At 42.1% G+C, this 26,082-nt stretch carries 32 protein-coding genes and 1 pseudogene; 12 read left to right on the forward strand and 21 right to left on the reverse strand.

Translation table 11 applies throughout. The annotated features are described in order from the left end of the window. Nucleotides 1-389 precede the first annotated feature (389 nt). From D5F11_RS14700 to mnhG, 7 genes are all read left to right on the forward strand, one after another. Nucleotides 390-2,792 carry a Na+/H+ antiporter subunit A gene (locus tag D5F11_RS14700; protein ID WP_120116876.1) on the forward strand — a complete coding sequence of 801 codons (2,403 nt, stop codon included), beginning with the start codon at nucleotides 390-392 and terminating at the stop codon, nucleotides 2,790-2,792. Further along, on the forward strand, nucleotides 2,789-3,211 hold the full coding sequence (locus D5F11_RS14705) for a Na(+)/H(+) antiporter subunit B (protein ID WP_120116877.1): 423 nt from the start codon (nucleotides 2,789-2,791) through the stop codon (nucleotides 3,209-3,211). The genes D5F11_RS14700 and D5F11_RS14705 overlap by 4 nt, the downstream gene beginning before the upstream one ends. Then, nucleotides 3,211-3,543 carry a Na(+)/H(+) antiporter subunit C gene (locus tag D5F11_RS14710; RefSeq protein WP_120116878.1) on the forward strand — a complete coding sequence of 111 codons (333 nt, stop codon included), beginning with the start codon at nucleotides 3,211-3,213 and terminating at the stop codon, nucleotides 3,541-3,543. The genes D5F11_RS14705 and D5F11_RS14710 overlap by 1 nt, the downstream gene beginning before the upstream one ends. Then, the gene (locus D5F11_RS14715) at nucleotides 3,544-5,037 is read left to right on the forward strand and encodes a Na+/H+ antiporter subunit D (protein WP_120116879.1); all 1,494 of its coding nucleotides are present in this window, start codon (nucleotides 3,544-3,546) and stop codon (nucleotides 5,035-5,037) included. 221 nt (nucleotides 5,038-5,258) lie between these two features. Further along, on the forward strand, nucleotides 5,259-5,735 hold the full coding sequence (locus D5F11_RS14720; protein WP_120116880.1) for a Na+/H+ antiporter subunit E: 477 nt from the start codon (nucleotides 5,259-5,261) through the stop codon (nucleotides 5,733-5,735). Next, nucleotides 5,735-6,019: a Na(+)/H(+) antiporter subunit F1 gene (locus D5F11_RS14725; RefSeq protein ID WP_120116881.1), complete on the forward strand. Its 285-nt coding sequence runs from the start codon at nucleotides 5,735-5,737 to the stop codon at nucleotides 6,017-6,019. Before D5F11_RS14720 ends, D5F11_RS14725 begins: the two co-directional genes overlap by 1 nt. After that, the gene (mnhG, locus tag D5F11_RS14730) at nucleotides 6,003-6,341 is read left to right on the forward strand and encodes a monovalent cation/H(+) antiporter subunit G (protein WP_120116882.1); all 339 of its coding nucleotides are present in this window, start codon (nucleotides 6,003-6,005) and stop codon (nucleotides 6,339-6,341) included. Before D5F11_RS14725 ends, mnhG begins: the two co-directional genes overlap by 17 nt. 51 nt (nucleotides 6,342-6,392) lie before the next feature. Here the strand turns inward: mnhG and D5F11_RS14735 are convergent, their stop codons facing one another. From D5F11_RS14735 to D5F11_RS14755, 6 genes are all read right to left on the reverse strand, one after another. After that, nucleotides 6,393-7,805, reverse strand: coding sequence for an amidase (locus D5F11_RS14735; RefSeq protein WP_120116883.1), 1,413 nt, complete (start codon nucleotides 7,803-7,805; stop codon nucleotides 6,393-6,395). Between the two features lie 284 nt (nucleotides 7,806-8,089). After that, nucleotides 8,090-8,305: a hypothetical protein gene (locus D5F11_RS14740; protein ID WP_120116884.1), complete on the reverse strand. Its 216-nt coding sequence runs from the start codon at nucleotides 8,303-8,305 to the stop codon at nucleotides 8,090-8,092. A 52-nt stretch (nucleotides 8,306-8,357) separates the two neighbouring features. Further along, nucleotides 8,358-8,495: a hypothetical protein gene (locus D5F11_RS26555; protein WP_185830714.1), complete on the reverse strand. Its 138-nt coding sequence runs from the start codon at nucleotides 8,493-8,495 to the stop codon at nucleotides 8,358-8,360. A 377-nt stretch (nucleotides 8,496-8,872) separates the two neighbouring features. Beyond that, nucleotides 8,873-9,268, reverse strand: coding sequence for a hotdog fold thioesterase (locus D5F11_RS14745; protein WP_120116974.1), 396 nt, complete (start codon nucleotides 9,266-9,268; stop codon nucleotides 8,873-8,875). 133 nt (nucleotides 9,269-9,401) lie between these two features. Further along, on the reverse strand, nucleotides 9,402-9,638 hold the full coding sequence (locus tag D5F11_RS14750) for a hypothetical protein (RefSeq protein ID WP_120116885.1): 237 nt from the start codon (nucleotides 9,636-9,638) through the stop codon (nucleotides 9,402-9,404). A gap of 109 nt (nucleotides 9,639-9,747) precedes the next feature. Further along, nucleotides 9,748-11,250: a leucyl aminopeptidase gene (locus tag D5F11_RS14755; RefSeq protein ID WP_120116886.1), complete on the reverse strand. Its 1,503-nt coding sequence runs from the start codon at nucleotides 11,248-11,250 to the stop codon at nucleotides 9,748-9,750. A gap of 475 nt (nucleotides 11,251-11,725) precedes the next feature. On the opposite strand from D5F11_RS14755, the gene D5F11_RS14760 reads away from it, so the two are divergent. Further along, nucleotides 11,726-12,205 (forward strand): divergent PAP2 family protein, encoded by a 480-nt coding sequence (locus D5F11_RS14760; RefSeq protein WP_120116887.1) that lies wholly within the window; start codon nucleotides 11,726-11,728, stop codon nucleotides 12,203-12,205. A gap of 320 nt (nucleotides 12,206-12,525) precedes the next feature. On the opposite strand, the gene D5F11_RS14765 is transcribed toward D5F11_RS14760, so the two are convergent. From D5F11_RS14765 to D5F11_RS14795, 8 genes are all read right to left on the reverse strand, one after another. Then, complete coding sequence (locus D5F11_RS14765; protein ID WP_120116888.1) at nucleotides 12,526-12,906, reverse strand: hypothetical protein; 381 nt, start codon at nucleotides 12,904-12,906, stop codon at nucleotides 12,526-12,528. A 252-nt stretch (nucleotides 12,907-13,158) separates the two neighbouring features. Continuing rightward, on the reverse strand, nucleotides 13,159-13,611 hold the full coding sequence (locus tag D5F11_RS14770; RefSeq protein ID WP_120116889.1) for a GNAT family N-acetyltransferase: 453 nt from the start codon (nucleotides 13,609-13,611) through the stop codon (nucleotides 13,159-13,161). Nucleotides 13,612-14,000: 389 nt separating this feature from the next. Continuing rightward, nucleotides 14,001-14,360 carry a DinB family protein gene (locus D5F11_RS14775; protein WP_280519754.1) on the reverse strand — a complete coding sequence of 120 codons (360 nt, stop codon included), beginning with the start codon at nucleotides 14,358-14,360 and terminating at the stop codon, nucleotides 14,001-14,003. 255 nt (nucleotides 14,361-14,615) lie between these two features. Further along, nucleotides 14,616-15,221 carry a 3D domain-containing protein gene (locus D5F11_RS14780; RefSeq protein WP_120116891.1) on the reverse strand — a complete coding sequence of 202 codons (606 nt, stop codon included), beginning with the start codon at nucleotides 15,219-15,221 and terminating at the stop codon, nucleotides 14,616-14,618. Nucleotides 15,222-15,366: 145 nt separating this feature from the next. Further along, the gene (locus tag D5F11_RS26560; RefSeq protein ID WP_185830716.1) at nucleotides 15,367-15,522 is read right to left on the reverse strand and encodes a hypothetical protein; all 156 of its coding nucleotides are present in this window, start codon (nucleotides 15,520-15,522) and stop codon (nucleotides 15,367-15,369) included. Between the two features lie 89 nt (nucleotides 15,523-15,611). Beyond that, nucleotides 15,612-15,929, reverse strand: coding sequence for a YuiB family protein (locus D5F11_RS14785; protein ID WP_120116892.1), 318 nt, complete (start codon nucleotides 15,927-15,929; stop codon nucleotides 15,612-15,614). A gap of 222 nt (nucleotides 15,930-16,151) precedes the next feature. Next, on the reverse strand, nucleotides 16,152-16,640 hold the full coding sequence (locus tag D5F11_RS14790) for an NUDIX domain-containing protein (RefSeq protein ID WP_120116975.1): 489 nt from the start codon (nucleotides 16,638-16,640) through the stop codon (nucleotides 16,152-16,154). A 107-nt stretch (nucleotides 16,641-16,747) separates the two neighbouring features. Continuing rightward, entirely contained in the window at nucleotides 16,748-17,965 is a 1,218-nt protein-coding gene (locus D5F11_RS14795) for an NAD(P)/FAD-dependent oxidoreductase (RefSeq protein ID WP_120116893.1), read from the reverse strand. Nucleotides 17,966-18,311: 346 nt separating this feature from the next. Between D5F11_RS14795 and D5F11_RS14800 the strand changes: the two genes are divergently transcribed. Beyond that, complete coding sequence (locus tag D5F11_RS14800; protein ID WP_120116894.1) at nucleotides 18,312-19,310, forward strand: NAD(P)/FAD-dependent oxidoreductase; 999 nt, start codon at nucleotides 18,312-18,314, stop codon at nucleotides 19,308-19,310. A 460-nt stretch (nucleotides 19,311-19,770) separates the two neighbouring features. On the opposite strand, the gene D5F11_RS14805 is transcribed toward D5F11_RS14800, so the two are convergent. Both D5F11_RS14805 and D5F11_RS14810 read right to left on the reverse strand, forming a co-directional pair. Further along, nucleotides 19,771-20,133: a HesB/IscA family protein gene (locus D5F11_RS14805; protein ID WP_120116895.1), complete on the reverse strand. Its 363-nt coding sequence runs from the start codon at nucleotides 20,131-20,133 to the stop codon at nucleotides 19,771-19,773. Nucleotides 20,134-20,407: 274 nt separating this feature from the next. Next, complete coding sequence (locus D5F11_RS14810; protein ID WP_120116896.1) at nucleotides 20,408-20,644, reverse strand: YuzB family protein; 237 nt, start codon at nucleotides 20,642-20,644, stop codon at nucleotides 20,408-20,410. A 222-nt stretch (nucleotides 20,645-20,866) separates the two neighbouring features. Here D5F11_RS14810 and D5F11_RS14815 point away from each other — a divergent pair, with 222 nt between their 5' ends. Further along, nucleotides 20,867-21,934 (forward strand): NAD(P)/FAD-dependent oxidoreductase, encoded by a 1,068-nt coding sequence (locus D5F11_RS14815; protein WP_120116897.1) that lies wholly within the window; start codon nucleotides 20,867-20,869, stop codon nucleotides 21,932-21,934. A 94-nt stretch (nucleotides 21,935-22,028) separates the two neighbouring features. Here the strand turns inward: D5F11_RS14815 and D5F11_RS14820 are convergent, their stop codons facing one another. Then, complete coding sequence (locus D5F11_RS14820; RefSeq protein ID WP_120116898.1) at nucleotides 22,029-22,352, reverse strand: YuzD family protein; 324 nt, start codon at nucleotides 22,350-22,352, stop codon at nucleotides 22,029-22,031. 225 nt (nucleotides 22,353-22,577) lie between these two features. Between D5F11_RS14820 and D5F11_RS14825 the strand changes: the two are divergent. After that, nucleotides 22,578-22,875: pseudogene (locus D5F11_RS14825) on the forward strand (NifU family protein). A 54-nt stretch (nucleotides 22,876-22,929) separates the two neighbouring features. Here the strand turns inward: D5F11_RS14825 and yutH are convergent. Beyond that, nucleotides 22,930-23,922 (reverse strand): spore coat putative kinase YutH, encoded by a 993-nt coding sequence (gene yutH, locus D5F11_RS14830; RefSeq protein ID WP_120116900.1) that lies wholly within the window; start codon nucleotides 23,920-23,922, stop codon nucleotides 22,930-22,932. 150 nt (nucleotides 23,923-24,072) lie between these two features. Between yutH and D5F11_RS14835 the strand changes: the two genes are divergently transcribed. Continuing rightward, nucleotides 24,073-24,573: a phosphatidylglycerophosphatase A family protein gene (locus D5F11_RS14835; RefSeq protein ID WP_120116901.1), complete on the forward strand. Its 501-nt coding sequence runs from the start codon at nucleotides 24,073-24,075 to the stop codon at nucleotides 24,571-24,573. Between the two features lie 100 nt (nucleotides 24,574-24,673). Here the strand turns inward: D5F11_RS14835 and D5F11_RS27795 are convergent, their stop codons facing one another. From D5F11_RS27795 to hepT, 3 genes are read right to left on the reverse strand one after another with little or no spacing between them, the layout of a single operon-like run. Then, entirely contained in the window at nucleotides 24,674-24,796 is a 123-nt protein-coding gene (locus D5F11_RS27795) for a hypothetical protein (protein WP_281277091.1), read from the reverse strand. Nucleotides 24,797-24,836: 40 nt separating this feature from the next. Continuing rightward, nucleotides 24,837-25,601 carry a TIGR01457 family HAD-type hydrolase gene (locus tag D5F11_RS14840; protein ID WP_120116902.1) on the reverse strand — a complete coding sequence of 255 codons (765 nt, stop codon included), beginning with the start codon at nucleotides 25,599-25,601 and terminating at the stop codon, nucleotides 24,837-24,839. A gap of 23 nt (nucleotides 25,602-25,624) precedes the next feature. After that, the gene (hepT, locus tag D5F11_RS14845) at nucleotides 25,625-26,062 is read right to left on the reverse strand and encodes a type VII toxin-antitoxin system HepT family RNase toxin (RefSeq protein ID WP_120116903.1); all 438 of its coding nucleotides are present in this window, start codon (nucleotides 26,060-26,062) and stop codon (nucleotides 25,625-25,627) included. Between the last annotated feature and the right edge of the window lie 20 nt (nucleotides 26,063-26,082).

Below are 26,082 nucleotides of genomic sequence, written 5' to 3' on the forward strand. Positions count from 1 at the left end.
GCAGTTCTTCAGCCACCACAGCAATTTGACTTGTGACCTCGAGCCGATGGCGCCTGTAGCTAGACATATTAAACCTTAATGTGAACAAAATATTTCATCTAATTTTATACTTTATTAATTGCTTAAAGAAAAGGGGAGCATCCTAAAAAAAGATGCTTCTTTTTTTGTCAATATATCTGCAATTTCCGGTGAAATTCCCCTTTTTTATTTGTGAACATTTTATGACATTTTCAGATAGTCAGATGCATCTCTACCTATTTAATATCTTCAGAAGCAAAAAAATGCTTTTCAACTGACAGCCATGAAACAGGTAAATAACTACGCTATAATTTCTGTGAGTCAATATTTGTGACATTTCAGGTTTATATGGAACTGAAGGGGGAGATGTTTTGTCACTTTTACATATTGCAATCTTTGCACCACTGCTGTTTGCAATTTTCATTCCGTTTCTATTTAAAAGATTGCGCCTCATACACACAGGCTGGTTCGTCTTCGGTCTATCCATCATCCTATTCATTTATTTTTTGCAGTTTTTGTCAGATATTCGAGACTATGAAATACAAGAAACTATAGATTGGATTCCTTCACTTGGCATCAATTTTACTGCCTATGTAGATGGGCTCAGTTTATTATTCGCCTTGCTGATTACAGGCATCGGCTCATTAGTTGCTCTTTATTCCATTTATTATCTTTCAAAAGAAAAGGAGGATTTGGGGAGTTTTTACGTCTATTTACTCATGTTCATGGGGGCCATGCTTGGTGTGGTTCTTTCGGACAATCTGATCGTCCTTTATACCTTTTGGGAGCTTACTTCCTTCTCTTCATTTCTTTTGATTGGTTATTGGTACCATAAAGAACGTTCACGTTATGGGGCACAAAAGTCCATGCTGATTACTGTTTTCGGAGGATTGGCAATGCTTGGAGGCTTCCTGCTTCTCTATTTGATGACAGGCACCTTCAGTATCAGGGAGATCGTCTCCATGACATCGGATATAACTGCTGATCCATTTTTTATCCCTGCATTAGTTTTAGTTTTATTAGGGGCTTTCACGAAATCCGCTCAGTTCCCATTCCATATTTGGCTGCCAGATGCAATGGAAGCACCAACTCCGGTAAGCGCCTACCTCCATTCAGCAACAATGGTAAAAGCCGGCATCTACCTGGTTGCCCGTTTAAGCCCGATTTTTGCAGCACAGGGAACATGGTTCTGGCTTGTGGCCGGTTTCGGTATTTTCACTTTAACGTGGGCTTCTTTTAACGCAGTAAAGCAAACTGATTTAAAAGCAATTTTGGCCTATTCAACAGTGAGTCAGCTCGGATTGATCATGTCTCTTCTTGGAGTAGGAGCTGCTGCTCTCCATTACAGTTTTTTGGATGACAATTTATATATGGCCGCTACTTTTGCCGCCGTATTTCATTTGATCAACCACGCTACTTTCAAAGGCAGCCTGTTCATGGTTGTTGGGATTGTGGACCATGAAACAGGTACACGCGATATAAGGAAGCTTGGCGGTTTGATGCAGATTATGCCCATCACTTTCACTATCGCATTGATCGGAACCTTTTCCATGGCCGGACTGCCTCCTTTTAACGGATTTTTGAGCAAAGAAATGTTTTTGGCAGCCATGGTGAATGTAATTTCGCTTGATATTTTCAACATGGAAACGTGGGGTGTATTGTTTCCTGTAATTGCTTGGATTGGAAGTGTCTTTACATTTGTTTACAGCATGCTGCTTCTGTTTAAAACGTTCACTGGAGACTTTAAACCGGAAAAACTGGAAAAGAAGCCGCATGAAGCACCATTTGGCATGCTTCTCCCACCTATTATTTTGGGAGCGCTTGTCGTTGTATTCGGATTTTTTCCAAACATCCTTTCGGCATCCATCATCGAGCCAGCGGCTAAAGCCATCGCGCCAGTACTAATTGATGCAGGGCAGGAATACAATTCGCACATCAGCTTTTGGCACGGTTTTACTCCCGAATTGTATATGACAATAGGCATCATTATTTTTGGAGCTTTCTTATATGTGACACTGCCCACATGGGGAAAAATATATAGGCGGTTTCCGGAGAAACTGTCAATTAACTATTTTTATGACCAAGGTCTTATTCGGGCTGAAAGCGGATCCCGCGGTCTGACTAATTCTTATATGAACGGATCCATCCGAACGTACATGATCTATATCCTTATTTCCTTTGTCGGAATACTGACGTTTTCTATCATAAGAAAAGATGCCTTTTCCTTTACGACAGAAGGCTTGGCGCCCATTGGGTTATATGAAGTGGTGCTCGGGATCATTATTTTTGGTGCATCTATAACAATTCTAGTAGCCAAATCAAGATTAACGTCGATTATTGCTTTGGGAGCCGTTGGCTATACTGTCGCACTATTCTTTGTGCTGTTCAGAGCGCCGGATCTTGTGTTAACACAGCTTGTCATTGAAACTATTTCCGTCGCGTTATTTTTGCTCGCATTTTATCACTTGCCAAAAATCAACCGTAAAGAGGAACGGATCGGTTTCAAACTGACAAATGCTCTTGTAGCAGCAGGCGTCGGAGTGATTGTTACGATCATCGCCTTTTCAGCATTAAGCAATAGGCTATTTGAATCAATCTCTCAATACTATGTTGAAAATACCGCGGAAAAAGCAGGCGGATTCAATATGGTCAATGTCATACTTGTCGACTTTAGGGGATTTGATACCATGTTTGAAATTGCCGTTCTCGGCATCGCAGCCCTCGGTATTTACGGCATGATTAAGCTCCGCCTGTCTAGGAGGGAAGACCTGTGAAAACGAATGACATCATCTTACAGACGGTGACTAAAATTGTTTCCTTCATCATTTTGATGTTCGCCCTTCATATATTTTTTGCCGGGCATAACAATCCAGGCGGCGGTTTTGTTGGCGGGCTCCTGACCTCAGGAGCTATCGTTCTACTGCTGCTCGCTTATGATATAAAGACAGTCGCTAACAGCCTGCCAATCGATTTTAAAATAACGGTGGCTGTCGGACTATTGTTCGCGGTTGGAACCGGACTTGGTTCTTTTCTTTTCGATGTTCCATTTCTAACACATGCATTTGGTGAATTAACCATTCCAATCCTTGGCGAGTTACACCTCAATACTGCGGTATTGTTTGATATAGGAGTATATTTAGCTGTCGTCGGCTCAACAATGACCATTATCCAAACGATTGGGGAGGGAGAATAATGGAAATATTCATGTCAGTATTAATCGGCTTCTTATTCGCGAGTGCCGTTTATCTAATGTTATCTAAAAGCCTTCTCCGCATCATCATCGGAACTGGTCTATTAAGCCACGGGGCTCATTTGATGCTTTTGACAATGGCCGGCTTAAAAAAAGGGACTGTGCCTCTTCTTGGTGAACAGGCGAAGGCTTATACAGACCCTATTCCGCAAGCATTGATCTTAACAGCGATTGTCATCAGCTTTGGCGTGACAGCCTTTTTCCTAGTTCTGGCCTACAGAGCTTACCAGGAGCTGGGGACAGATAACATAGACGAGATGAGAGGGACAGAATAAATGATTAACTTGCTCATATTACCCATCATCATTCCATTCGTAGCTGCCGTTATATTAATCTTCTTCAAGAAAGATATTGTTGTCCAACGGTGGATTTCCATAATCGCAGCGGCAGGAGGCCTGGCGGTATCCATTATTCTTATTCGTACGGTTTACAATGAGGGGATCCAGACAGTGAACCTAGGAAGCTGGGAGGCACCTTTTGGAATCACACTTGTATCCGATATGCTGTCTGCTCTTCTTGTGACAGCTACGTCCCTGATTACACTTTGCTGCATCCTTTTTTCGTTTCGGTCCATTGGAAAGGAAAGGGAAAGCAGCTTCTACTATCCTGTTGTCCAATTCCTTGTTGTGGGGGTGAATGGAGCCTTTACAACGGGAGATATATTTAACATGTTTGTCTTTTTCGAGGTCATGCTCATGTCTTCATACGTCCTCCTAGTGATTGGAGGAACCAAAATCCAACTTCGAGAATCGATCAAATATATTTTGGTGAATATTACTTCATCGGCTTTATTTGTCATTGCTGTCGCCTATTTGTATTCCATTGTCGGGACACTGAACATGGCGCATATTTCACAGCGGATTGCCGAAGTGGATCAGCCTGCTATTTTAACGGTCCTTGCTGTCCTCTTCCTCATCGTGTTCGGCCTGAAAGGAGCCATTTTTCCGCTGTTCTTTTGGCTTCCTGGTGCGTATTATGCACCGCCCGCTCCGATTATGGCATTGTTCGGAGCACTGCTTACGAAAGTGGGAGTCTACTCCATTTTAAGGACCTATACACTGTTTTTCTACCATGATACAGGGTTCACCCATGAAATATTGACCATCCTGTCATTAATCACTGTTGTTCTCGGATCGATTGCGGCCATAGCCTATAAAGATATGAAAAAGATTGTTATCTATAACATTATCATTGCCATCGGGGTCATCACTTACGGGATCGGAGCAATGAATGCTGACGCCCTCACTGGCTCTGTTTTTTACCTTATTCATGACATGCTCATCAAGGCAGTACTCTTCCTTTTGGTGGGGCTCATCGTTTTTATTACCGGCTCCACCGATTATACGAAATTCAGTGGATTGATCAAACATTATCCGCTGCTGGGATGGTCCTTTTTCATCTCTGTGCTGGCTCTCGCCGGAATCCCGCCGCTCAGCGGATTTGTCGGTAAAATTCTGATTGTGAGTGGCGGTTTTTCAAAAGGAGATCTTGTGGGAGCCTTGATTATCTTGATGTCCAGCCTGTTCGTTCTCTATTCACTGATGCGAGTGTTCATCAACGGATTTTGGGGCGATCCTTCAGGTAGTATGAAGAAGCCGGAGTTAAAGATCGGAAGCATGTTATTTCCGATTATCATTCTCGTCATATCATCCATTTCGTATGGGGTCTTCTCTGAATGGATGAATATGTACATAACTCAAGCTGTTGAAGTATTGATCGATCCAACTGTGTACATCGATGCTGTTTTAGGAAATGCGCAAGCGCCTTGATCCTTGAAAGAAAACAAGACCCCATTCCCTATGAAGTGAAAAGGGTTAACCCAATTCGTACTGAACTAGGGGCTGGCTAGCCTCAAATCACCACGGCCTGGGGTTTTGGCAGGCTCAGAACGCGACAGTCTGTCACTTCATCTGGACTTCCTGTCAATCGGGGCTCGATCATCATGTTAAATAAATTTCGGAATGACCACGCAAAGGAGGAAGAGTGTCCCTTGGCATTTCAAATACTACTGAACTTTTTGCTTGCTGTTACGTGGATGTTTTTTGAAAGCTCGATGGAATTGTCCACTTTTATCGTTGGATATCTGCTTGGCGCGCTTGTCATATTTTTTATGCGCAGATTTTTTTCATCAAGATTTTATGTATATCGCCTCTTTTCCATTATCAAGCTAATGCTAATCTTTCTAAGGGAGCTGCTATTATCTAATCTGGCTGTGCTGAAAGTGGTGCTAAGTCCGAAGCTCGATATCCAACCAGGAATTTTTGCAATGGAAACAAGGCTGACATCGGATTGGGAAGTCACTTTACTGGCGAATTTGATTACATTGACGCCAGGGACACTTGTAGTGGATGTGTCCTCAGATAATAAAATTCTTTATGTGCACGCCATGGATATAGAAGATGCAGAAGAAGCGATTGAGGATATAAGGAGTTCATTTGAAAAGGCAATTATGGAGGTGAGCCGCTGATGCTGGAAATCATAATCAAAATAGCTCTGTTAGGGTTTGCGGTGTCTTCCTTCATACTATTAATTCGTTTAATTAAAGGCCCCTCAACTCCAGACCGGGTTATTGCATTGGATTCCATGGGAATCAATTTGATTGCTATTACGGCACTCATGTCAATGCTGCTTGCGACAAGCGCCTATCTTGATGTCATCCTTCTTCTGGGAATTCTTTCTTTCATCGGAACAGTAGCTTTCTCGAAATTCCTAGAGAAAGGAGTCATCGTTGAATATGAGCGTAACCGCTGAAATCATCATAGCCGTGTTCATACTGATTGGTATGGTTTTAAGCCTTGTTTCTTCTTTTGGAGTCATGAGACTTCCGGACGTATACACTAGAAACCATGCCGCCTCTAAATCAACAACGCTTGGAGTGATGTCCACCTTGATAGGTGCCCTTCTTTTCTTTTACCACCATGAAGGTGTCATTCATTCTCGCATTTTGCTCGGAATCGTTCTGATATTCGTTACCGCTCCTGTTGCAGGACATGTAATCAGCCGGGCAGCATATAATACTGGAATCAAATTGTCGGAACGAAGTGTACAAGATGATTTGAAAAGAGACAAATAGATATCCCGCCTATAACCGGTAAAAGGCTTATGGGCGGGATCATTTTTTTTATCAAGGCTGCTCCAACAACGAGGCAAAGCGATAAATATTCGCCTCATCGAAAGCTTTTCCGATCAGTTGAATCCCGATTGGAAGTCCAGTTTCCGAAGAGCCGCATGGCATGGATAGACTTGGCAAACCTGTTAGGTTGAACGGACCGGTAAATCGATTAAGTACCTGACTGCTATGAATGGTTGAACCGTTCATAGTGATTTCACGCTGGCCGATATCTACTGGGAGAATGGGGACAGTTGGAGTAACAATGATATCTGCCTCTGTAAAAATCTTCTCAAAACCCCTGATAGCTTGTTTTTTGATTTGCTGTGCCGCTATATATTGTGTAGCATGCGTATCTTGAGCTGTGAACAAACGTGCCCTGACTTCGTCATCCCACTCACTTGAATAATCATGCAACCTTTTTTCATGGAGGGTATAGGCTTCGCTTGTTAAAGTTGTCCTAAATGCAGCAAGTATTTCCTCCATATCAGGAAGGTTAACCGATTTGATTTCTGCACCAGCTTCTTCAAGCTTTTTAATCGCCTTTAGATAATGCTCCTCAACCTCCGAATCCACTCCCTTGAAGAAATCTCCTGAAGGAATTCCTATTACCGCTCCTTTTATGTCCGTTCCGATTAATGCGGTGTAGTCTTCTGTTGGTATATCGATTGAATACGGATCGTTTTCATCATATCCTGCCAGCACATTCATTAAAATAGCATTGTCACGAACGGTCTTACTCATTGGTCCGACATGATCAAGTGTCCAAGCAAGAGGAAAAACACCAAAGTTGCTCACTCTTCCAAATGTCGGCTTCATTCCAACAATCCCGGTAAATGAAGCTGGAATCCTAATAGATCCTCCTGTGTCTGTTCCAAGCGCTCCAAAACAAAACGAAGCAGCTAAAGCAGCTCCTGAACCACTGCTGGAGCCTCCTGTAATTTTATTAGTGTTGTGGGGATTTTTAACAGGTCCTACAAACGATCGGTCTCCCGATGTCCCATAAGCCACTTCGTGCATATTCAATTTCCCTAAAAAAATCGCACCGGCTTCTTTCAGCTTTTTTATCACCGTAGCATCGTGGTCAGGGGTATATTCTTTAAAAATGGCTGAGCCCATTGTAGTTGTAATACCCTCAGTATAGATATTATCTTTTATTGCAATGGGAATTCCATGAAGGGGGCCTCTTAATTCTCCATCCTTGATTTCACGTTCAGCCTTTTTCGCCTGCTCCATCGCTTCTTCGGCTGTCACAGTGATCAAAGAATTGAACCGTCCATCCTCTTCTTTAATCTTTTTCAGCAGCTGATTCGTTACATTAACCGGTGATAGTTGTTTATTTCGGATTGCCTTAGAAAGTGTTGCCAAATCCCTATTTATAAAATCTTCTTCATGTGTATGGGTCAATCCATGTTCCAGTTTCCTCACCCTTACCTCCACCCTTCCAAAAAGCATGTAATTAAATTATATCAAGTGATGAGTTTATTGCTAGGGATAAGAAAAACGCAGGCTCCTTGATCATCGATGTGCAGACTGGAGTGCTTCTTACGAGATAATTGGAGAGTGCCTGCTTATCGCAAAGCTAGACGAGCGCTGCTGAAAGGCGTAGTTTGCCTTCAGCAGCGCTTGGCTTAATCCTTACGCCGATTGCACCCGGCTGGCTCAAGCAGCAACATCCTGCCGCTTCGCCTGCACTAGCACATCCCTGTGCGTCACAGCCAGACAACACGGCGACGATAGGCGCTGGAGCTGGACAACAAAGCACTTTGTTCAAAATGATCAAATGCGCCTTGGCGTATTTGCGCCCAGATTTTATCGAGCTCCGCTCGATAAATTTCCTCTGAAAATCTGTGGCATCCGCCGGAGACTTTAACTTTATTCAGCCGGGGTTTGAACCCCCACTGAATGGAATACCAATAGGCATTCATCTCACCACTTACAGAAGTGGGAGACTTCTGCTGAATGAAGATCAAATGCGCCTTAGCGTATTTGCGCCCAGATTTTATCGAGCTCTGCTCGATAAATTTCCTCTGAAAATCTGTGGCATCCGCCGGAGGCTTTAACTTTATTCAGCCGGGGTTTGAACCCCCACTGATTGGAATACCAATATGCATTCATCTCACCACTTACAAATGTGGAAGACTTCTGCTGAATAAAGTTAAACCTAAAAAACTTATACTTTATCTTTCAAAAAAACCCACTATAAAATGGAAGACTTGTATTGTTAACCATACAGCTGCTCTACTCTCCTATAAACAGCAATCGTATTTGTGCCAAAATGGCACACTCTTTCCCAGACTATAACTAGATTTACATTTTGTGATGTAGCTGGGAACCAAAATGCTGCTGGTGAAAATTCAGCGAAGTCTTTGATTCACTAACTCTCGGTCAATCATCTTTGCCATAACCTAAAATCTGTAATCTCATGTCATAATCCATTTTTCCTTCGTACAGTCTTTTTTAGCATCCAGGGCTAATTCTTACCGTGGCATTGCCTATTCCTGGCTGGGCAGTTCTTTAGGCACGATGGCCACTGTACATCTCGAGATACAAATTAGGCGATTTTCTTCATCCTTTATCCGAATATCCCAAACCATGGTGGTTTTCCCACGATGTACTGCCTCGGCTATGGCTGTCACCAGACCGCCCCTTTTAGGGCGTACGTGATTGGCGTTGATTTCCAAACCAAAGCACACCTCTTTTTCAAGGTCAATCAAGGCAGCAGTCCCAACGCTAGCCGCCGTTTCCGCCAATGCAACAGATGCGCCGCCATGTAAATATCCATAAGGTTGCCTTGTACGTTCATCAACTGGCATTGTTGCTGTAACTCTTCCATCTCCAATTTCAACGAGTTCTATTCCCAAAGATTGATGCAATCCTATATGTCTCATCTGGAGTCCCCCAAATATATTCTCATTCTTAAATTCTATACCGATATAATCCTTTTTTAAAAGAAGAAGCCCTCCGGCTTTTTTACCGATGGGCAAATAAGATATCATAAGACTGCCAATCGACAGTTATAAATCAAAAATATGGGGATCCGAATGGCGCTCCATATCCGTAAGGTGCACCATAGCCAAACGGGGCTCCCCCGTAAGGTACCGGGCCATAGGGATAAAATGGACGGGGCCTGAATATAGCGTTCCCGATACCGGCACCGATACCGCCTCCTATTAAACCGCCGATAAAACCGCCTAGTAAGGGAGCGCCGAAGAAAAAGCGGCTTTCGGCATAAGGGTCCACATTTCGATAGTACATCATACAGGTAGCCTCCTTTTATATAAGAGCTCAAAGCTCCTCTATACTTGTGTATGCGGCAAATGTACAGATGACATGGGCAAATTTCATACAAACAAGCCCGTTCCGTCCATTATCCTTGCGTGTTTTCTCCTATTGCAAGCATGGCGAGAGTCCGTACCATCACTCCGGTAGCTCCTGAAGGCCCGAGATCGCTTTCCCCGTCGGATGTTGCAGTTCCAGCAATATCCAAGTGAACCCACGGAGTATTTTCCACAAATTCCCCGATGAACGCTCCACCCATGATAGCATGCCCTTCCCTACCAGGAGAATTATTCAAATCGGCAATCTTGCTGGAACGTACCCTTTTCTTATCATTTTCTGTGTAAGGCAATGGCCAGATAAACTCTCCAGTTTTGTTAGACGCTTCTTTCACTTCTTGATAAAATTCCTCATTATTCGTGATTGCTCCCGTTTTATCAAGACCGAGTGCAATGATGACTCCGCCGGTCAAAGTAGCCACATCCACCAAGCGGTCCGCACCATGCATTTTCGCATACGTGACCGCATCCGCCAGAACGAGGCGCCCCTCCGCATCTGTATTCAACACCTCAATTGTTTTTCCGTTCATTGATGTGATTACATCGTCCGGCTTGAATGCTTTTTCACTGATCACATTATCAGTGGCTGGAATGACTGCAACTACATTCCTTTCAGGCTTGATACGGCCAATCACTTCCATTGCTCCCAGTACAGAAGCTGCACCACCCATATCCGTTTTCATCCCGACTATTCCATCCTTCGGCTTGATAGAATAACCGCCAGTATCAAATGTTATCCCTTTTCCTACCAGCCCGAGAACATCCGTCCAGTCCGCTTTTCCTTGGTACTTCAATACAATCATAAATGGCGGTTCTTCGGACCCCTGATTTACCGCAAGGAATGCTCCCATTCCAAGCTTCTCAATTTCCTCTTTTTCCAAAAGTTCTATTTCAAAGCCATATTCATCTGCCAATTTAGCAGCGTATGCAGCCAAATCAGAAGGCTGCAACAGGTTACTTGGTGTATTTACAAGCGTTCTTGCATGGTTTACCCCTGTACCGAATACCCATCCTGTCTTCACAGCAGGGTCGATTTTCTTTTTATCTTCATTTGTAAAAACAGTTATGGTATCAATAATAACTTCTGGTTTATTGGATTTTTTCCTATAGCCGGCAAATTCATATGCCGCCATGGTATAGGCTTCACTCACAGTCCAGGCGGCTTTTTCAGCAGAAATGTCTCCTGCGATAAATGTGTCCAAGGCGATGGAAAATGATTTCACTCGTAAATCTTTTAATTTCTTGGAAGCCTTTCCGACCGCTTCCCGCAGCCTTTCAACTGTCAGCTCCTTTTCTTTGCCTAACCCGATAAAAATAAATCGTTTAACAGGAGTATTGCCTAAACTATGTAAGACCGTGACTAATTTATATTTGGCAGAAATATCACCTGTTTTAACAAGCTCTGTCAGTTTCCCCTGAAACGCATCATCAAGCTGCTTCAATCCTTCTAAAAACTTTTCCGGCTGATCCAGCAAACCGATCAACATGCATTCCTGTTCACTCTCATATGGATTTTCATTTGAAATATAAAACATTTGCGAACCACTCCTTTTGTTAAAATTATAGAGGAAACATTCAAGGCTTTCGAGTTTTCTAAAAGGATGATTTCTTTTTAAACTGTTGTGGTAATATAGAAAAAGAATGGTCAATAAGAACAAAAGCGAATGTCACTCGTACAGACTGGAATGCTTTCGACAAGGCCAAGTGATAAGGAAGTGCGAAAGTTACCTGCTAGCTAGACAAGAGCTGAAGAAAGCGTGCTTTGTCTTCAAAAGCCCTTTTATCCTTTGACACTAGACTAGCAAGGACACCCTCGTCCTATCGCTTCACCTGCATTGCCCTTCCTTTGCGTCGCAGCTGGGAACACTCGGCCGCTTCAAAAACCGCATCTGTGGCGTTAAGCTCCGGACGCGACATGCTGTCCGTCAGAGCTAGACATAGCATACATAATAAAACAATCAAAAATATTAGGTGTTTTATTGTTTCCTCAACAAGAAAGGATGTCAATTGATGGATCTGTTTTTAAATTTCCCTCTTTGGTTTGCTCTCACAGCAATCTTCTTTGCTCAATTTGTGAAAGTTCCCCTTCATTTCATCGTTACAAAAAAATGGGATTGGTCCTTGCTGACTTCTACAGGTGGAATGCCCAGTTCCCACTCTGCAGCAGTAGCTGCCCTTTCTACCGGGATTGCTCTCCAGGAAGGACTTGGGTCACCATTATTCGCTGTATCTGCTGTATTTGCCATAATTGTTATGTTCGATGCAACAGGAGTACGAAGACAGGCTGGAGAACATGCGATTGTTTTAAATCAGCTCACTTCTGACTTTCAGCGTTTTATAGAAGAGGCAAAGGATTGGCCTGAAAAACCCGAACATGAAAAAAGGGATGAATTAAAAGAGTTGCTTGGACATAAACCAGTGGAAGTATTTTTTGGAGGATTGACTGGAATCGGACTCGCACTTATTCTTTATTATTTTTTGAACCTGTAATTAAACCTAGGCCACATCACATTACAAGATCATGCAATCAAATGCGCCTTGGCGTATTTGCGCCCAGATTTTATCGAGGTCCGCTCGATAAATTTCCTCTGAAAATCTGCGGCATCCGCCGGAGGCTTTGACTTTATTCAGCCGGGGTTTGAACCCCCACTGAATGGACTACCAATATGCTTTCATCTCACCACTTACAGAAGTGGGAGATTTCTGCTGAATGAAGTTAAATTATCCAAAAAAGAAGAAACTAGTTCCACCCTTTTCAAAAGACACGCTCAAACACAGAAATGGATCTGATTAAAATCAGATCCATTTTTTTAATTAGTAACTAAATTTCTTTTTTTAAATCCTACTGAAATAGTAACGATAATACTACAAATACTAACAATAGTACCTACAACACCAATAACAGTTACCCAAAGACCAGGAACTATAAAACCTACTGGGACAAGAACGATAAAACTAAGAACTATAAATGCTTGATAAATCGCAGAAATAATTTTCACAGCAAGATTATTAAAGAATGATAAAATTAAAGGTGGTAAAAATAGTACTGCTATTATTCCAATAGATAACCATAAAATTGCTGGCTCATCGAACGAGACAGTATTAGGCCCTGTTGGATTTTTAGCGGCTAATAATACAGCGATGACAGCTAATACCATAGTCAAAAACACTATAGAAAACCTTTTAACCATAACAAAACTCCTTTTCAGTTAAAACATAGGTGAAAAATCCTGTATTGACTGATCAAATGCGCCTTGGCATATTTACCCCTAGATTTTATCGAGCTCCGCTCGATAAATTTCCTCTGAAAATCTGTGGCATCTGCCGGAGGCTTTAGCTTTATTCAGCCGGGGGTTGAACCCCCACTGAATGGAATACCTACCAATATGCTTTCATCTCACCATTTATAGAAGTGGGAGAATCCTGCTGAATGAAGTTAATTGTTATAAATCTTGAGATAAGCGGACCATATCTCTGCATTGTATTCCAGATTCAAAAATCTCTTCTGTGTAGCGCCTAATAAAAAAGTCTATATCAACACCAGTAATTCTGAAACCACATTTTTGGTAAAAAGCCAATTGCCCTATGCTTGAGTTTCCAGTACCTACTTCTATTGTTTTGTAACCTTTTGATTTTGCTATTTGAATAGCATTCATCACTAATTGTTTCCCAATTCCTCTGCCATGATGGTCTTCCAAAACGGCAACATTCACTAACTCCACCGTTTCAGGCCTTGTCGGAAGAAGTACATACACCCCAATAGTTTCACTGCCAATCTTGGCTATAAAGCATTCTCCCCTTTCCACATATTCCTGAACGTGTTTTTGAGAAGGATCAGCTAATAACAACAAATCCATGGGGGGTTCTTCATCCATATTTAATTTTCGAATATCCATAATCGCTCCTAGTACCAAAATGTATTTCCTTTTATTTTACCATTCTTTATTGATGAATAAAGCTTGTTCACATCAGCTTTTTCATGGAAGAAAACATAGAGCATTTATACTTTTTGATGTTATGTCCGAGAAAGCACCTCATCCATCATGATTAAGTCGCTCAAATAATGAAAGAGCGGCCGTTGCCGCCCTTATCATTAAAAATTTTTCCACACGGGCTCTTCACAAACTTCAGCCTTCCATCCAGTTCCTGTCTGTTCGGCAAATTCATTTCTATTCCCCTTAATATGTGCCATGTTAAGGGGGCATTGTTATTCAATCCCGCCCTTAACAAAGTACACAATTCTTGCTGTGGAATTGCATCTACCGAAGAACGATGACTAGGGAAATTACCGAAAAAACGGAACTTCTTTGACACCTGCCATACGTGCGTATACAAAAAGTTGACCTTTATGGTGAATCTCGTGATCATACATTGCAGTAAGGTATCTTTTTTTGGGACCTTGAAGTTTCGGATGCAATGAATTATTTTCGTCCTCTAACTCTGCATCAGTCAATAATTCGTATGCAGCCTTTGTTTTTTCTGTGAACGCCTTTACCGTTTCGCGCACGTCTCCCATCGTCTTATATTCAGGAAAGTCTGGCGGGGTTAATTCCTCCGTCTTAACCATTGAAACGAACACATCATTCCATCCTGCAACATGCAATGCTAGTTCACCAAGTGTCATAGCATCTTCCCACGGTATCAAATGCGCCTTGGCGTATTTGCCCCCAGAATTTATCGAGCTCCGCTCGATAAATTCCCTCTGAAAATCTGTGGCATCCGCCGGAGGCTTTAACTTTATTCAGCCGGGGTTTGAATCCCCACTGAATGGAATACCAATAGCATTCATCTCACCACTTATAGAAGTGGGAGATTTCTGCTGAATGAAGTTAAATGAAGTTTGTCGAATAGTACTGGCACCAAAAAGGCTGCGGATTCAATTATCCGTCAGCCCTTCATTCTAGTCTTCTGTTTTCAAATAAGACTGCCTGAACACTTGCATTGTCTCATCCTCATTCAGGGCAGTCAATTCATCTTCCGTTATTTTTCCGGATCCCCTTTTAATGATATGTACATCCAGCGTTCGTTTTCCCCAATTGCTATATACTTCATCAACAGTTTCATAATAAAGATCGAGTTTATTCCCTTTAATGGCTGAACCTGTATCGGCAACGACACCATATCCATATCCCGGAATAAATAAAATGGTGCCAATCGGAAATACCTTTGGATCCGCCGCTACTGTTGAATATAAGTCTCTTTTCACTTTTACCCCTGAGTATGTAATGCCATAAGACGGATGTCCAGGCTGTTTTCCTGTAGATTCTTCTCCCGCTGTATATCCAGTAGCAACAACCTTTTTCGCAGGATATCGAGACCAATCGAATGCCTCCTCCAATGGTCGTGTTTCTTCCTCAGCAAGTTTCCCCACTTGAATGGCATCAGATACTGGCTCATCTTTCAACTTTTTTGAATCTGACAATATCATTTGGGCAGTCGTTCTTAAATCCATGCCCGACAACGATTCAAACGTTGCTCCTATTGCCGCTGTAAACAAAAGCAGCATCAATAATCTCCTGATATATAGGTAACGCGTAAACATTCATTCACTCCTCTCAGGGTTATTGTTTCCCTTTTGAGGAGGTTTATTCATTTAATGGAAAAAGGAAGCCAGTATTCCAGGATACGATTTAAGCGACGAAAGTAGGCCTTTAGGTCAGCTTATCCCAATCAAACACGCCTTGGCGTATTTGCGCCCAGATTTTATCGAGCTCCGCTCGATAAAATCTGTGGCATCCGCCGGAGGCTTTAACTTTATTCAGCCGGGGGTTGAACCCCCACTTAATCGAATACCAACAGGCATTCATCTCACCACTTACAGAAGTAGGAGACTTCTACTGAATGAAGTTAGAAGCAAACAAACGCCTGGATAAAATTCCTGAGGCGTTTGTACAAATTAAAACATTCGATATCCTTTTTTACGCAAAACCCGCATTGTAAAGCCTGCTGCGACAGCTCCTACCAAACCGCTTGACAAAATGATCAAATCAGCTGCGGCAAGATTGGAAATACTTGTTCCCAGACTTGAAAAAGAAGCTGATGGAGATGTGAAATAATCTAGCAATTTCACTTTATCCACAATTAATATGGCGACAAGCGGATAAATAAACGCCATAATCCATGTCATCCTCAGCAGCATATTAAGTAAAAATCCAATCCCAAAAAATAGGACAAAAAATAATAATATTGATATTAACAGGACTGGAAGTGGCATAGCTGTTTTCCCCCTCGATTTCACTTTCATACCAAGTTTACTGAATGGTTGATAGAGCGTCAATGCAAAGACTCGGACGAATTCATGACAATTATGAAGAAATCAGAAGCGTCTTGATTAGCCTGAGCAAATAAGACTATTCGAAGAGTGCAGTTCTTCAGCCATCACAGAAAATGTGGCTTATAGCTTCGGAAGGATTAGAACGAAACTGATCGGACCCTTTTAGAGAAATAATTTATATGTTGTATACCCAAATTGATTGCCCGGGTTAATGGCATTCATCTCTTTTTGAAGAGGTCCGTATCCTCCTTTTATTAGCTCCGTAATCATAACAGAGGTCTGCTTGTCATCAAGAAGACTATCAGGTGTCATCCAACAGGCCTCTTCAAGCTCTTTCTCTTGAACGAGGACCGTTGTATTTTTCGGGTTGCAGGCAAAGATCATCATATTATCGCTGATAGAGGATTGCAATACTCCTGTCCTTACGCCAAGCAGACCAGCCACCGTACACATGATCCCTGTTTCTTCAAGTACTTCTCTTTCAACCGCTTCATCCAGCGTTTCACCAGGTTCGACAAATCCTGCAGGTAAAGTCCACTTTCCCTTGGCTCCGCCGTATTTTTTTTTCACAACAAGCCATCGTCCATTCTGATCAATGACCACTCCACAAACGGCCAGCCAAACCTTTCCTCGGTCTTGGCTCATCCTCATCTCCCCCACACTTTCTATGAAAAGCAATTTCCAGAAACGATACGATTTTCCCCTATGTATTCTCTTAAAAAAGGCAGAATCCAAATAGATTCTGCCTTCATTACTCATTACTTAAGCAAATTGAATTTCCCTTTTTTCATTGTCAGCGGAACACCGCCAATCATATAAAGGGCACGGTTGTCGATCATTTTCTTCATAAATGAAGCTTTTGTTCCTGTAACCTTTTTGCCGAAGACAACACCAATAGCATCATCATCACCAAGGGAACAAACAGTTCCTTTGTTATCAAAAATAAAGTTGTTAACTGGTGTTTTTCCGTTAAGAAGGTTTACCAAATTATTTGCAACAAACTCACCTTGCTGCATCGCAATTTGAGCAGTTGGTGGATAAGGGCGATTGATTTCTTCGTTGATGACGAGCGAGCAGTCGCCAATAACGAATACATCGGATAAACCAGGTGCACGAAGGTCTGGCTCAACTTTTACCCTGCCACGCATATTTTCAATGCCTGATTCCACAATAATCGGGTTGCCGCGCACTCCCGCTGCCCAAACCACTGTACTAGCTTTGATTTCCTCTGTTTCGTCTTCACCTTTAGCAACAACGATTCCTTCTTGAGTTGCTTCTTTGATAGCAGTACCAATACGAAATTCTACATTTTTTCTTTCAAGCAATGCGGTTGCATATGCAACAAGCTCAGGATCGAAGCCAGGAAGAGCTGTAGGAGCAGCTTCCACACAGACTACTTTCACCATATCTTTTTCAATATCATATTCCTTACAAAGTTCAGGAATGCGGTTGCCTATCTCTCCAAGGAATTCAATACCTGTAAAGCCGGCGCCGCCGACAACAATTGTCAAGCGCTCAGGTTTTTGATCAATTTTATAAGTCGCAAATTGATATTCAATATGTTCGCGGATTTGTCTAGCTGTATCTACATTCGTAATCGAAAATGCATACTTATCAAGCCCTTGAATTCCAAATGTTTCTGGAGCTCCACCTAAAGCGATTACGAGGTAGTCATAAGAAAGCTCATTCCCTTTTTCAAGTTGGACTGTTTTAGCTTCAGTATCAACTTTTAAAGCGGTGTCTTTTACGAAATTAACTTTGCTTCTGTCGACAACATTTGCAATATCATAACGGACCTGATCAGGAGACAATGTACCGGCAGAAGCTTCATGCAACCATGTTGTTTCATAATGGTAATCATTTCTATTGACTAAAACAATGTCGGCATCGTTACTTCCGAGCTGTTTTTGAAGACGTGTCACTGTCATTAATCCGCCGTAACCAGCGCCTAATACTACAATCTTTGGCTTTCTCAATCTAATCACTTCCACCTTTTCGTCTTATTATTAAACATTTGTACAGATGAAATGCATATTAGGAAAGTAATAATAAATTATGTGATGCACTTCACGTACACAAGCAAAAAAATGTCACAAAAAATAGACATATGTCTCAATACATCATATGGCTTTTATATTCTTTTTTCAAGCAGTTTTTTGGAAGAATAACAATTCTGAAATTTACAAAATAAAAACTGTTTACACTGCTTTTTTCCGCTGTCCCTAGGCCATTTTATATGACAAGATTATGCATTGTATGGCACAATAGGTACGTGTTAGGATGACATAATGAAGTTGTTTATGAACTTAGGAGGGGTTTTCTTTGAAAGAAGATCAGCAAGTTTTTGATATGACCATCATCGGGGCAGGTCCTGCCGGGATGTTCACTGCCTTTTATGCTGGGATGAGGAATTCATCGGTTAAAGTGATAGAAAGTCTTCCACAACTCGGGGGGCAATTGGCAGCCCTATATCCGGAAAAATATATATATGATGTGGCCGGTTTTCCAAAAATCAAGGCACAGGATCTGGTCAACAACCTAAAGGAGCAGCTTAAGCTATTCTCTCAAACCATTTGTCTTGGACAATCCGTCCAAAATGTTGAAAAGCTGGAAGATGGAACTTTTAAACTGACAACAGACAAAGAGATCCATTATTCCAAATCAATTATCATTACTGCAGGAATCGGCGCCTTCCAGCCAAGAAAGCTTGAAGTGGAAAAAGCTGAACAATACGAAGACAAAAATCTACACTATTTTGTAGATGTCATGAAAAAGTTCGAGGGGCAAAGAGTCGTCATCTTAGGTGGAGGAGATTCCGCTGTTGACTGGGCATTGATGCTCGAACCGATTGCTGAGAAGGTGACACTTGTCCACCGCAGAGATAAATTCCGTGCTCACGAAAGCAGCGTTAACCAACTGAAAGAATCTTCGGTTGAAATCAAAACACCTTTTGCCGCTTCAGACATTATTTGTGATGAAGAATCTATCAAAAAGCTTGTCATCCAGGAAGTCAGAGGCGATGCCGTGGAAGAAATCGAATTGGATGCTCTCATCTGTAATTACGGATTTGTTTCATCACTCGGACCAATTAAGGACTGGGGCATTGAGATTGAAAAGAACTCCATTGTTGTCAACTCCAAAATGGAAACAAACATTCCGGGAATCTATGCCGCCGGCGACATCACAACATATGATGGAAAAGTAAAATTGATTGCTACTGGATTTGGTGAAGCACCGACAGCCGTCAGCAACGCAAAAGCTTACATCGATCCAAAGGCAAGAGTGCAGCCAATGCATAGTACTTCCTTATTTGATAAGTAAATAAGAAAAGCGCAAGCGCCTTGCTCATCGACGTACAGACTGGAGTGCTCTGACGAGATAAAGGATAAGGAAGTGCGAGAGTGCCTGCTTATCGGCGACAAGCATAAGACGGGCGCTGAAGAAGGTGTAGTTTGCCTTCAGCAGCGGTTGGCTTATGTCCTCGAGCGATGGCACTCGCAGCTGGACAACACGGAGACGAAGGCCGCCTCAAGCCGCCGGCTTCGGTGGCACTAGTACTTCCTGTACGTCGGCAGGCTCAGGACGCGACGTCCTGTCGCTTCGCTTGCACTAGTACTTCCTGTACGTCGAAGCCGATGTAGACTACGTAGGAAGAAGCGCGAAGTCTGCTAGTCGATAGGCGCGGGAGCTGGACAACAAAGCACTTTGTTCAAAATGTTAAACCTTTTCTTATCTTGAAAATATAAAGCCTGAACAGAATTTCTGTTCAGGCTTTTTAAAATTAACATTCTTCCGGCGTTCCCGACACTTTAGCAGTCCGGAAGGATGAACCGCACCCACAAGATACAAGTGCGTTCGGATTCTCTATCGTAAAACCGCCGCCCATTAGAGACTGTTTAAAGTCAATGACAGTACCAGCGACAATCGGCGCAGTCTCTTCATCAATGACAACACCTATTCCGTGTTGCTCGAAGAATGTATCCTTTTCGGCTCTTTCATGGTCAAGACTCATGCCGTATGATAAACCACTACAGCCGCCACCATTAATGGAAAAACGGAAATTGGCTCCTTCTTCTCCATTTTCTTTCATCATTTTTTTGATCTGCACTGCAGCTGATTCGGTCAATGTAATTAGATCACTCATGAATCTGCACCCCCTCTTGCGAGAAATGAAGTCCTTCCTTTATTATAAACCTAGAAGGGTCTATTCTCAACCAATCGGTTTCAATCAAATACGCCTTGGCGTATTTGCGCCAAGATTTTATCGAGCTTCTCTCGATAAATTCCCTATGAAAATCTGTGGCATCCGCCAGAGGCTTTAACTTTATTCAGCCAGGGTTTGAACCCCCACTGAATGGGAATACCAATGTGCTTTCATCTCACCACTTACAGAAGTGAGAGACTTCTGCTGAATGAAGTTAAAACATCGGATTATCCTCTATATATTGGTAAATGTTTTTGACCAAATCCTCAGGATTCTCCCCAGTGACCACTTCTCCATTTACAAGTGCATACAAAGTTTCATCGCACAAATCGCAATGATCTAGACAGCCATATTCCATAATGTCCAAGTCCGGATCTTCTTCTAACTTTTGCATTGCTTCATACCCGCCCATGCCAAGGTTACTGATGCAAAATTCTATGATAGGATTCATTTGCTTCACCTCATTACCAGTCCTTATCCTACTCTTTTCGCACGGGTTAGTCAATTTGAAAGGCTTCTTAGTCCAGCTCAACAGACCGAAACATATTAATCCTGTTGTATATCAAGGTAGATTCCGCTATACTGTACGTTGGATATATAACTCATAAAACGACATATTTTTTTGTTTTTTCTTTACTATAGGATAATTAGACGGCAAAAGGAGATTGTTTGCATGAAAAAATTAGTACTGCTGGGCGGTGGGTATGGAAATATGCGGATGCTGCACCGTTTGCTGCCAAATAACTTACCAGAAGATGTATCCATCACCTTGATTGATCGAGTGCCATACCACTGTCTTAAAACAGAATACTACGCATTGGCTGCAGGAACAGTTTCAGATCAGGAAGTCCGTGTACCTTTTCCTGAACATCCGCGCCTTGAATTAAAATATGGTGAAATCACAAACATTGACCTTGAGAACAAACTGGTTCATCTGGATGAAGGAGAGCCTGTCCCATATGATGATCTGGTGATCGGTCTTGGATGTGAAGATAAGTATCATAATATCCCTGGAGCCAAAGAACATACACATAGTATTCAAAATATAGAAAAGGCCCGTGAGACGTATCAAACCTTAAACAATCTGCCAGCTAATTCTGTTGTCAGTATTGTAGGCGGAGGCCTGAGCGGAGTGGAGCTCGCAAGTGAACTCAGAGAAAGTCGCGAGGACTTGGTCATCAAACTATTTGACCGTGGAAAGATCATTCTCTCTGCATTTCCAGAAAGAGTAAGCCGCTATGTACAAAATTGGTTCCAAACAAACGGTGTTGAAGTCATTAATGGAGCGAACATTACAAAAGTGGAAGACCAGACCCTTTTTAATCATGATGAGCCGGTTCATACAGATGTTATTGTTTGGACTGCCGGTATCCAGCCAAACTGGATTGTGCGTGAATTGGATGTAGAAAAGGATAAGCAAGGTAGGGTCGTATTGACAAAGCATCATAATATTCCAGTTGATGAGCATGTGTATGTTGTTGGAGACTGTGCCAGCCTTCCTTATGCCCCTAGTGCTCAGCTCGCGGAAGGACAAGCAGACCAAATCGCTCAAATCCTTCAAAAGCGCTGGAGCGGACAAGAACTCCCAGCAGAATTGCCTACCATTAAGCTCAAAGGTGTCCTTGGCTCACTTGGTAAAAAGCAGGGCTTTGGACTAATGGCGGAGCGTGCTATCACCGGACGTATCGCTCGTATTCTGAAATCAGGAATTCTATGGATGTATAAATATCACAACGGATAAAAAAGCATCACGCACGAAAACCATGGAATAAAAATATAGTCTAATTCATTTTATCCTTAGTCGGAATCAGTTTTTTCTGATTCCGACTATCTATTTATTCTGAGCGATAACCGTATTCTTCCATCTTCTGGTACACATCTTTTAACCGAGGATTCCCCTCTCCAATTATTTCTGCGTCCATCGTTACAACAGGATAAAACAAATCTTCGTCGATTACCCGCTCTGCAAATTCTTTTACTGATTCCTCATCAGGAGGGTTAAAAATATCGATATATCGGATTTTAAAAGGCTGTTCCGGAAATTTTCGCGAAATCGCTGCTTCCAGCCACTCATATGTTTCCATCGAGGATGGCAAGTTAACGCAGCTTGCACAAATCTGCTTAGCCCCGTAAACAAATATTTCGGCTTCTTTCTTCATCGCATCCACACTCCTTTTCATTCATTGTACCCTTTTTAAAGAAAATTCCCAACGAGAGAAGCCCGTTCATAAAACAGTCGAACATTGAAAAACACGCCTGGCCGTACCCACAAATTTCAGAATAGACTCAGGCATTGAAACCGGATTTTGATGTTTCTGCAAATTGATCCTTTGAAGTCTCTCCCTCAATATAGCACTAAACACAGACTTTAATCATGTCCAAACATAGCCATAGATTTTTTTTGCGTTTCTGATTATAATGGGATAAGGAAGGGAGTAGATCTGAATGTCTGAACAAGCAATGTACAGTCAAGTTCAAGAAGTACTCGATAAATTACGGCCTTTTCTTCTTCGTGACGGCGGTGACTGCGAACTCGTGGATGTAGATGAAGGGATTGTAAAACTTCGTCTTTTGGGGGCTTGCGGTACATGCCCAAGCTCTACAATTACATTGAAAGCCGGTATCGAGCGGGCATTGGTTGAGGAAGTGCCTGGCGTCGTTGAAGTAGAACAGGTATTTTAATTCGCGATTCGGATTTTTCCGAATCGCTTTTTATTATGAAGTTAAGCAACATCCTCAAAGCCAATCAACTGCTGGCAGCTTTTTTTTCACCCCCGCCATCGAATAAAAAGAACGAAGAAACCGTTCATAATCCTGCGTATCCCTTAAATATTTGGCCAATGTCTCTTCTAGCTGCTTTTTTCCCGATTGTAAATTTGTATTGTAATATTCCTCCACACACACAAAGTAATGAAGCGGAAATAACAATCTTGCATAGATAAGTCTCCAGGCAAACGGTGATATCGATGATAGAGATTGGTACTCGTTTAAAAAATTTGTCATGTCCGGGTAAAGTGTCCGGCTGCTTCTGAAGTAACGATCTCGAATCCATTCCGAAATGTCCCTTGACGGATGGTCAAAGACCCAATCGAAAGGGTTCCTGATTTCTTGTTCGTCCTTCCATAGATCATCATAAAATCGTTCATGGCAAATCGTTCCATAATCAAAACGATGAAGCTGCTCGTCCAGCTCAGTATCTGTCACGTATTGAATAGCATTCTCGCACAACCCCATATAATATGGGAAAGATTCAATGAACATCTTGTCAAATTCCTCTCTTGGCGGCTCATGAAGCAAACCTGTCCATACTTTCTCCATTTGATCAAGCCTAACAGCCCAATAGTCCTTCCACTCGCCTACTCTATTCAAATTAGTAATGGGAGCCTGCAGGCTTTTTCCCCTGTTATGAAATCTTGCCAGTTGACGACCAGTCTTGAGGTTTCGATTAGCCCCATGAAATTGATTTTGAAGAGCCACATAATCCTCATTTTCATGTGTGACCAAATACTTTCCTTCCTTGCTTGCTACAAACCTTGACACTTTTTTATCTGAATGCTTTGCCATGTGCTCTGACATTTCATATAATTCTATTAGAACCTCCTGTTCCACATGAGTCACAGAAACAATAGTATACAACAAACCGTTTGAAAAAAAGCGGGTTTGTCGTCCAATTCGGATTGATCGATCTGCTTTGATGTCAAAATACTTCTCCAAAATATCCATAAGCATAAAAACATCCCTCTCTTATCACTTTTTCCCCTATATAAGTATATGAGCGAGATTGGTTATTTTGCTGAAGGTTTGTTTTTTACATGGAAATTGCCGGGGAGGAAAAAATGAGATTCAGACAGAACTACATGACATAAAGGGTGAGAAGAAATGACCTCAGAAAGAAAAATGACAAAGCTGGAACAGACTGCACGTCGCTTATTGAATGAGCGCGGCGTTACCATCGAAGATATTGCGGAACTTGTGATGTACTTGCAAAAAAAATACCATCCCGACCTCACAATCGAGGAATGCATATTTAATATCGAGCGTGTCCTTCGTAAGAGGGAAGTGCAAAATGCCATATTGACCGGTATTCAGCTTGATATGATGGCGGAACAAGGGAAGCTGGATGAACCGCTTCAAACTATTATCGGTACAGATGAGAGCATGTACGGAGTAGATGAAATTTTAGCCTTCTCTATAGTCAATGTCTACGGCTCGATCGGGTTTACTAATTATGGTTATATTGACAAGCAGAAGCCAGGCATTTTGGAGCATTTGAACGACCATTCTACAGGAGAAGTTCATACTTTTCTCGATGACATCGTCGGCGCTATTGCTGCAGCGGCCTCCAGTAGGCTTGCCCACAGTGCTAAAGGCGAGGAATAAAGCTATAGAATAGGGGACAATGATGAAAAAAAAGGTCCCAACCTGCCAATAGGCAAGTTGGGACCTTTTTACAATCAAATGCACCTTGGCGTATTAGAGCCTAGATTTTATCGAGCTCCGCTCGATAAATTTCCTCTGTAAATCTGTGGCATCCGCCGGAGGCTTTAACTTTATTCAGCCGGGGTTTGAACCCCCACTGAATGGAATACCAATAGGCATTCATCTCACCACTTACAGAAGTGAGAGACTTCTGCTGAACGAAGTTAAATGTTCCATTCTTCAAGAGTATCCAGTACATGTGTCGGTTGACTTTTCTTTTCCTTTAATGCTTCCCTTGTCGTTACTCCCGTATGAACGAGGAGCGTGTCCATTCCAATATTAATGCCCGCCAAAATATCCGTGTCGTAATTATCTCCAACCATCAGAGTTTTTTCCTTGATAGATCCTAGCACTTTTAAAGCCTGCTCCATGATGATGCGATGTGGCTTGCCTATAAATATGGGTTCCGTTTGAGTCGAAATAGATACGACCGACGTAATTGCTCCGTTACCTGGAAGCAATCCCTTCTCCGTCGGCAGCGCTATGTCCCCATTCGTGGAAAAGAACATAGCTCCTTTCCTAACAGAAAGGCAAGCTTTCGCTAGCTTTTCATACGTTATTTTCCGATCTATTCCAATAATAACCGCTTCTGGATCCTCGTCTGTTAACTTAAGACCTCTCTCTTCCAAGGCAGACATAAGCCCTGTTTCTCCAATCACATAGATTGAAGTATTAGGATGATGATCATACAAATAGTTGGCCGCTGCCATGGAGGTTGTAAATACCTCTTCCTCTTTGGCTTCCATTCCCAAATGATTTAAATGTTCAGCCACTTGCCTAGGGGTTTTCGAGGAATTATTAGTTACAAACAAAAAAGGAATATCTTTTTTTCTCAAGCGAGCTACAAACTGGACAGCCTCTGGAATGCTCTCTTTGCCTCTGTACATCGTACCATCCAAGTCAATCAGATAGCCTTCATACTCCTTCACCGGACATTCCACCCTTCCAAACGTCACTTCTTAAATGCCGATACAGGTCCCAACTCGTTTGTTAAATAATCTCTTACTTTTGGCGCAAATTTTTTAAGGGCACTGATCTCTTCTTTCAACATTGTCTGAACCTGTTCATGGTTAACCTCAATATATTGTTGTACGAGCATTTTTCTAAAGCCAATAACAACCTTAAGGCTGTCGCTCATGTCATCTGTGACAACTTTTTCATCAGTAAGAATATCAATGATATCGTCATAGCTCCCCGGATCTCTCATGATAAAACCATCAATCATAGCATTGCCAGTATCAAGAATGGATTCAATGACGGTCTGTGCAATTCTTTCCAGTGCGGCCTTTTCAATCATTGTCTCCCATTCATTTTTTTCTTCAAAAAACAGTAGTTGTTTTTCCATATACGCCAAAGTTTTTTCTATTTTTTCGCGATCAACAAAGTACACAGTTCTGATTACCTCCATGA

The organism is Siminovitchia terrae, from assembly GCF_003605405.2.
Taxonomy (GTDB): domain Bacteria; phylum Bacillota; class Bacilli; order Bacillales; family Bacillaceae_C; genus Siminovitchia; species Siminovitchia terrae.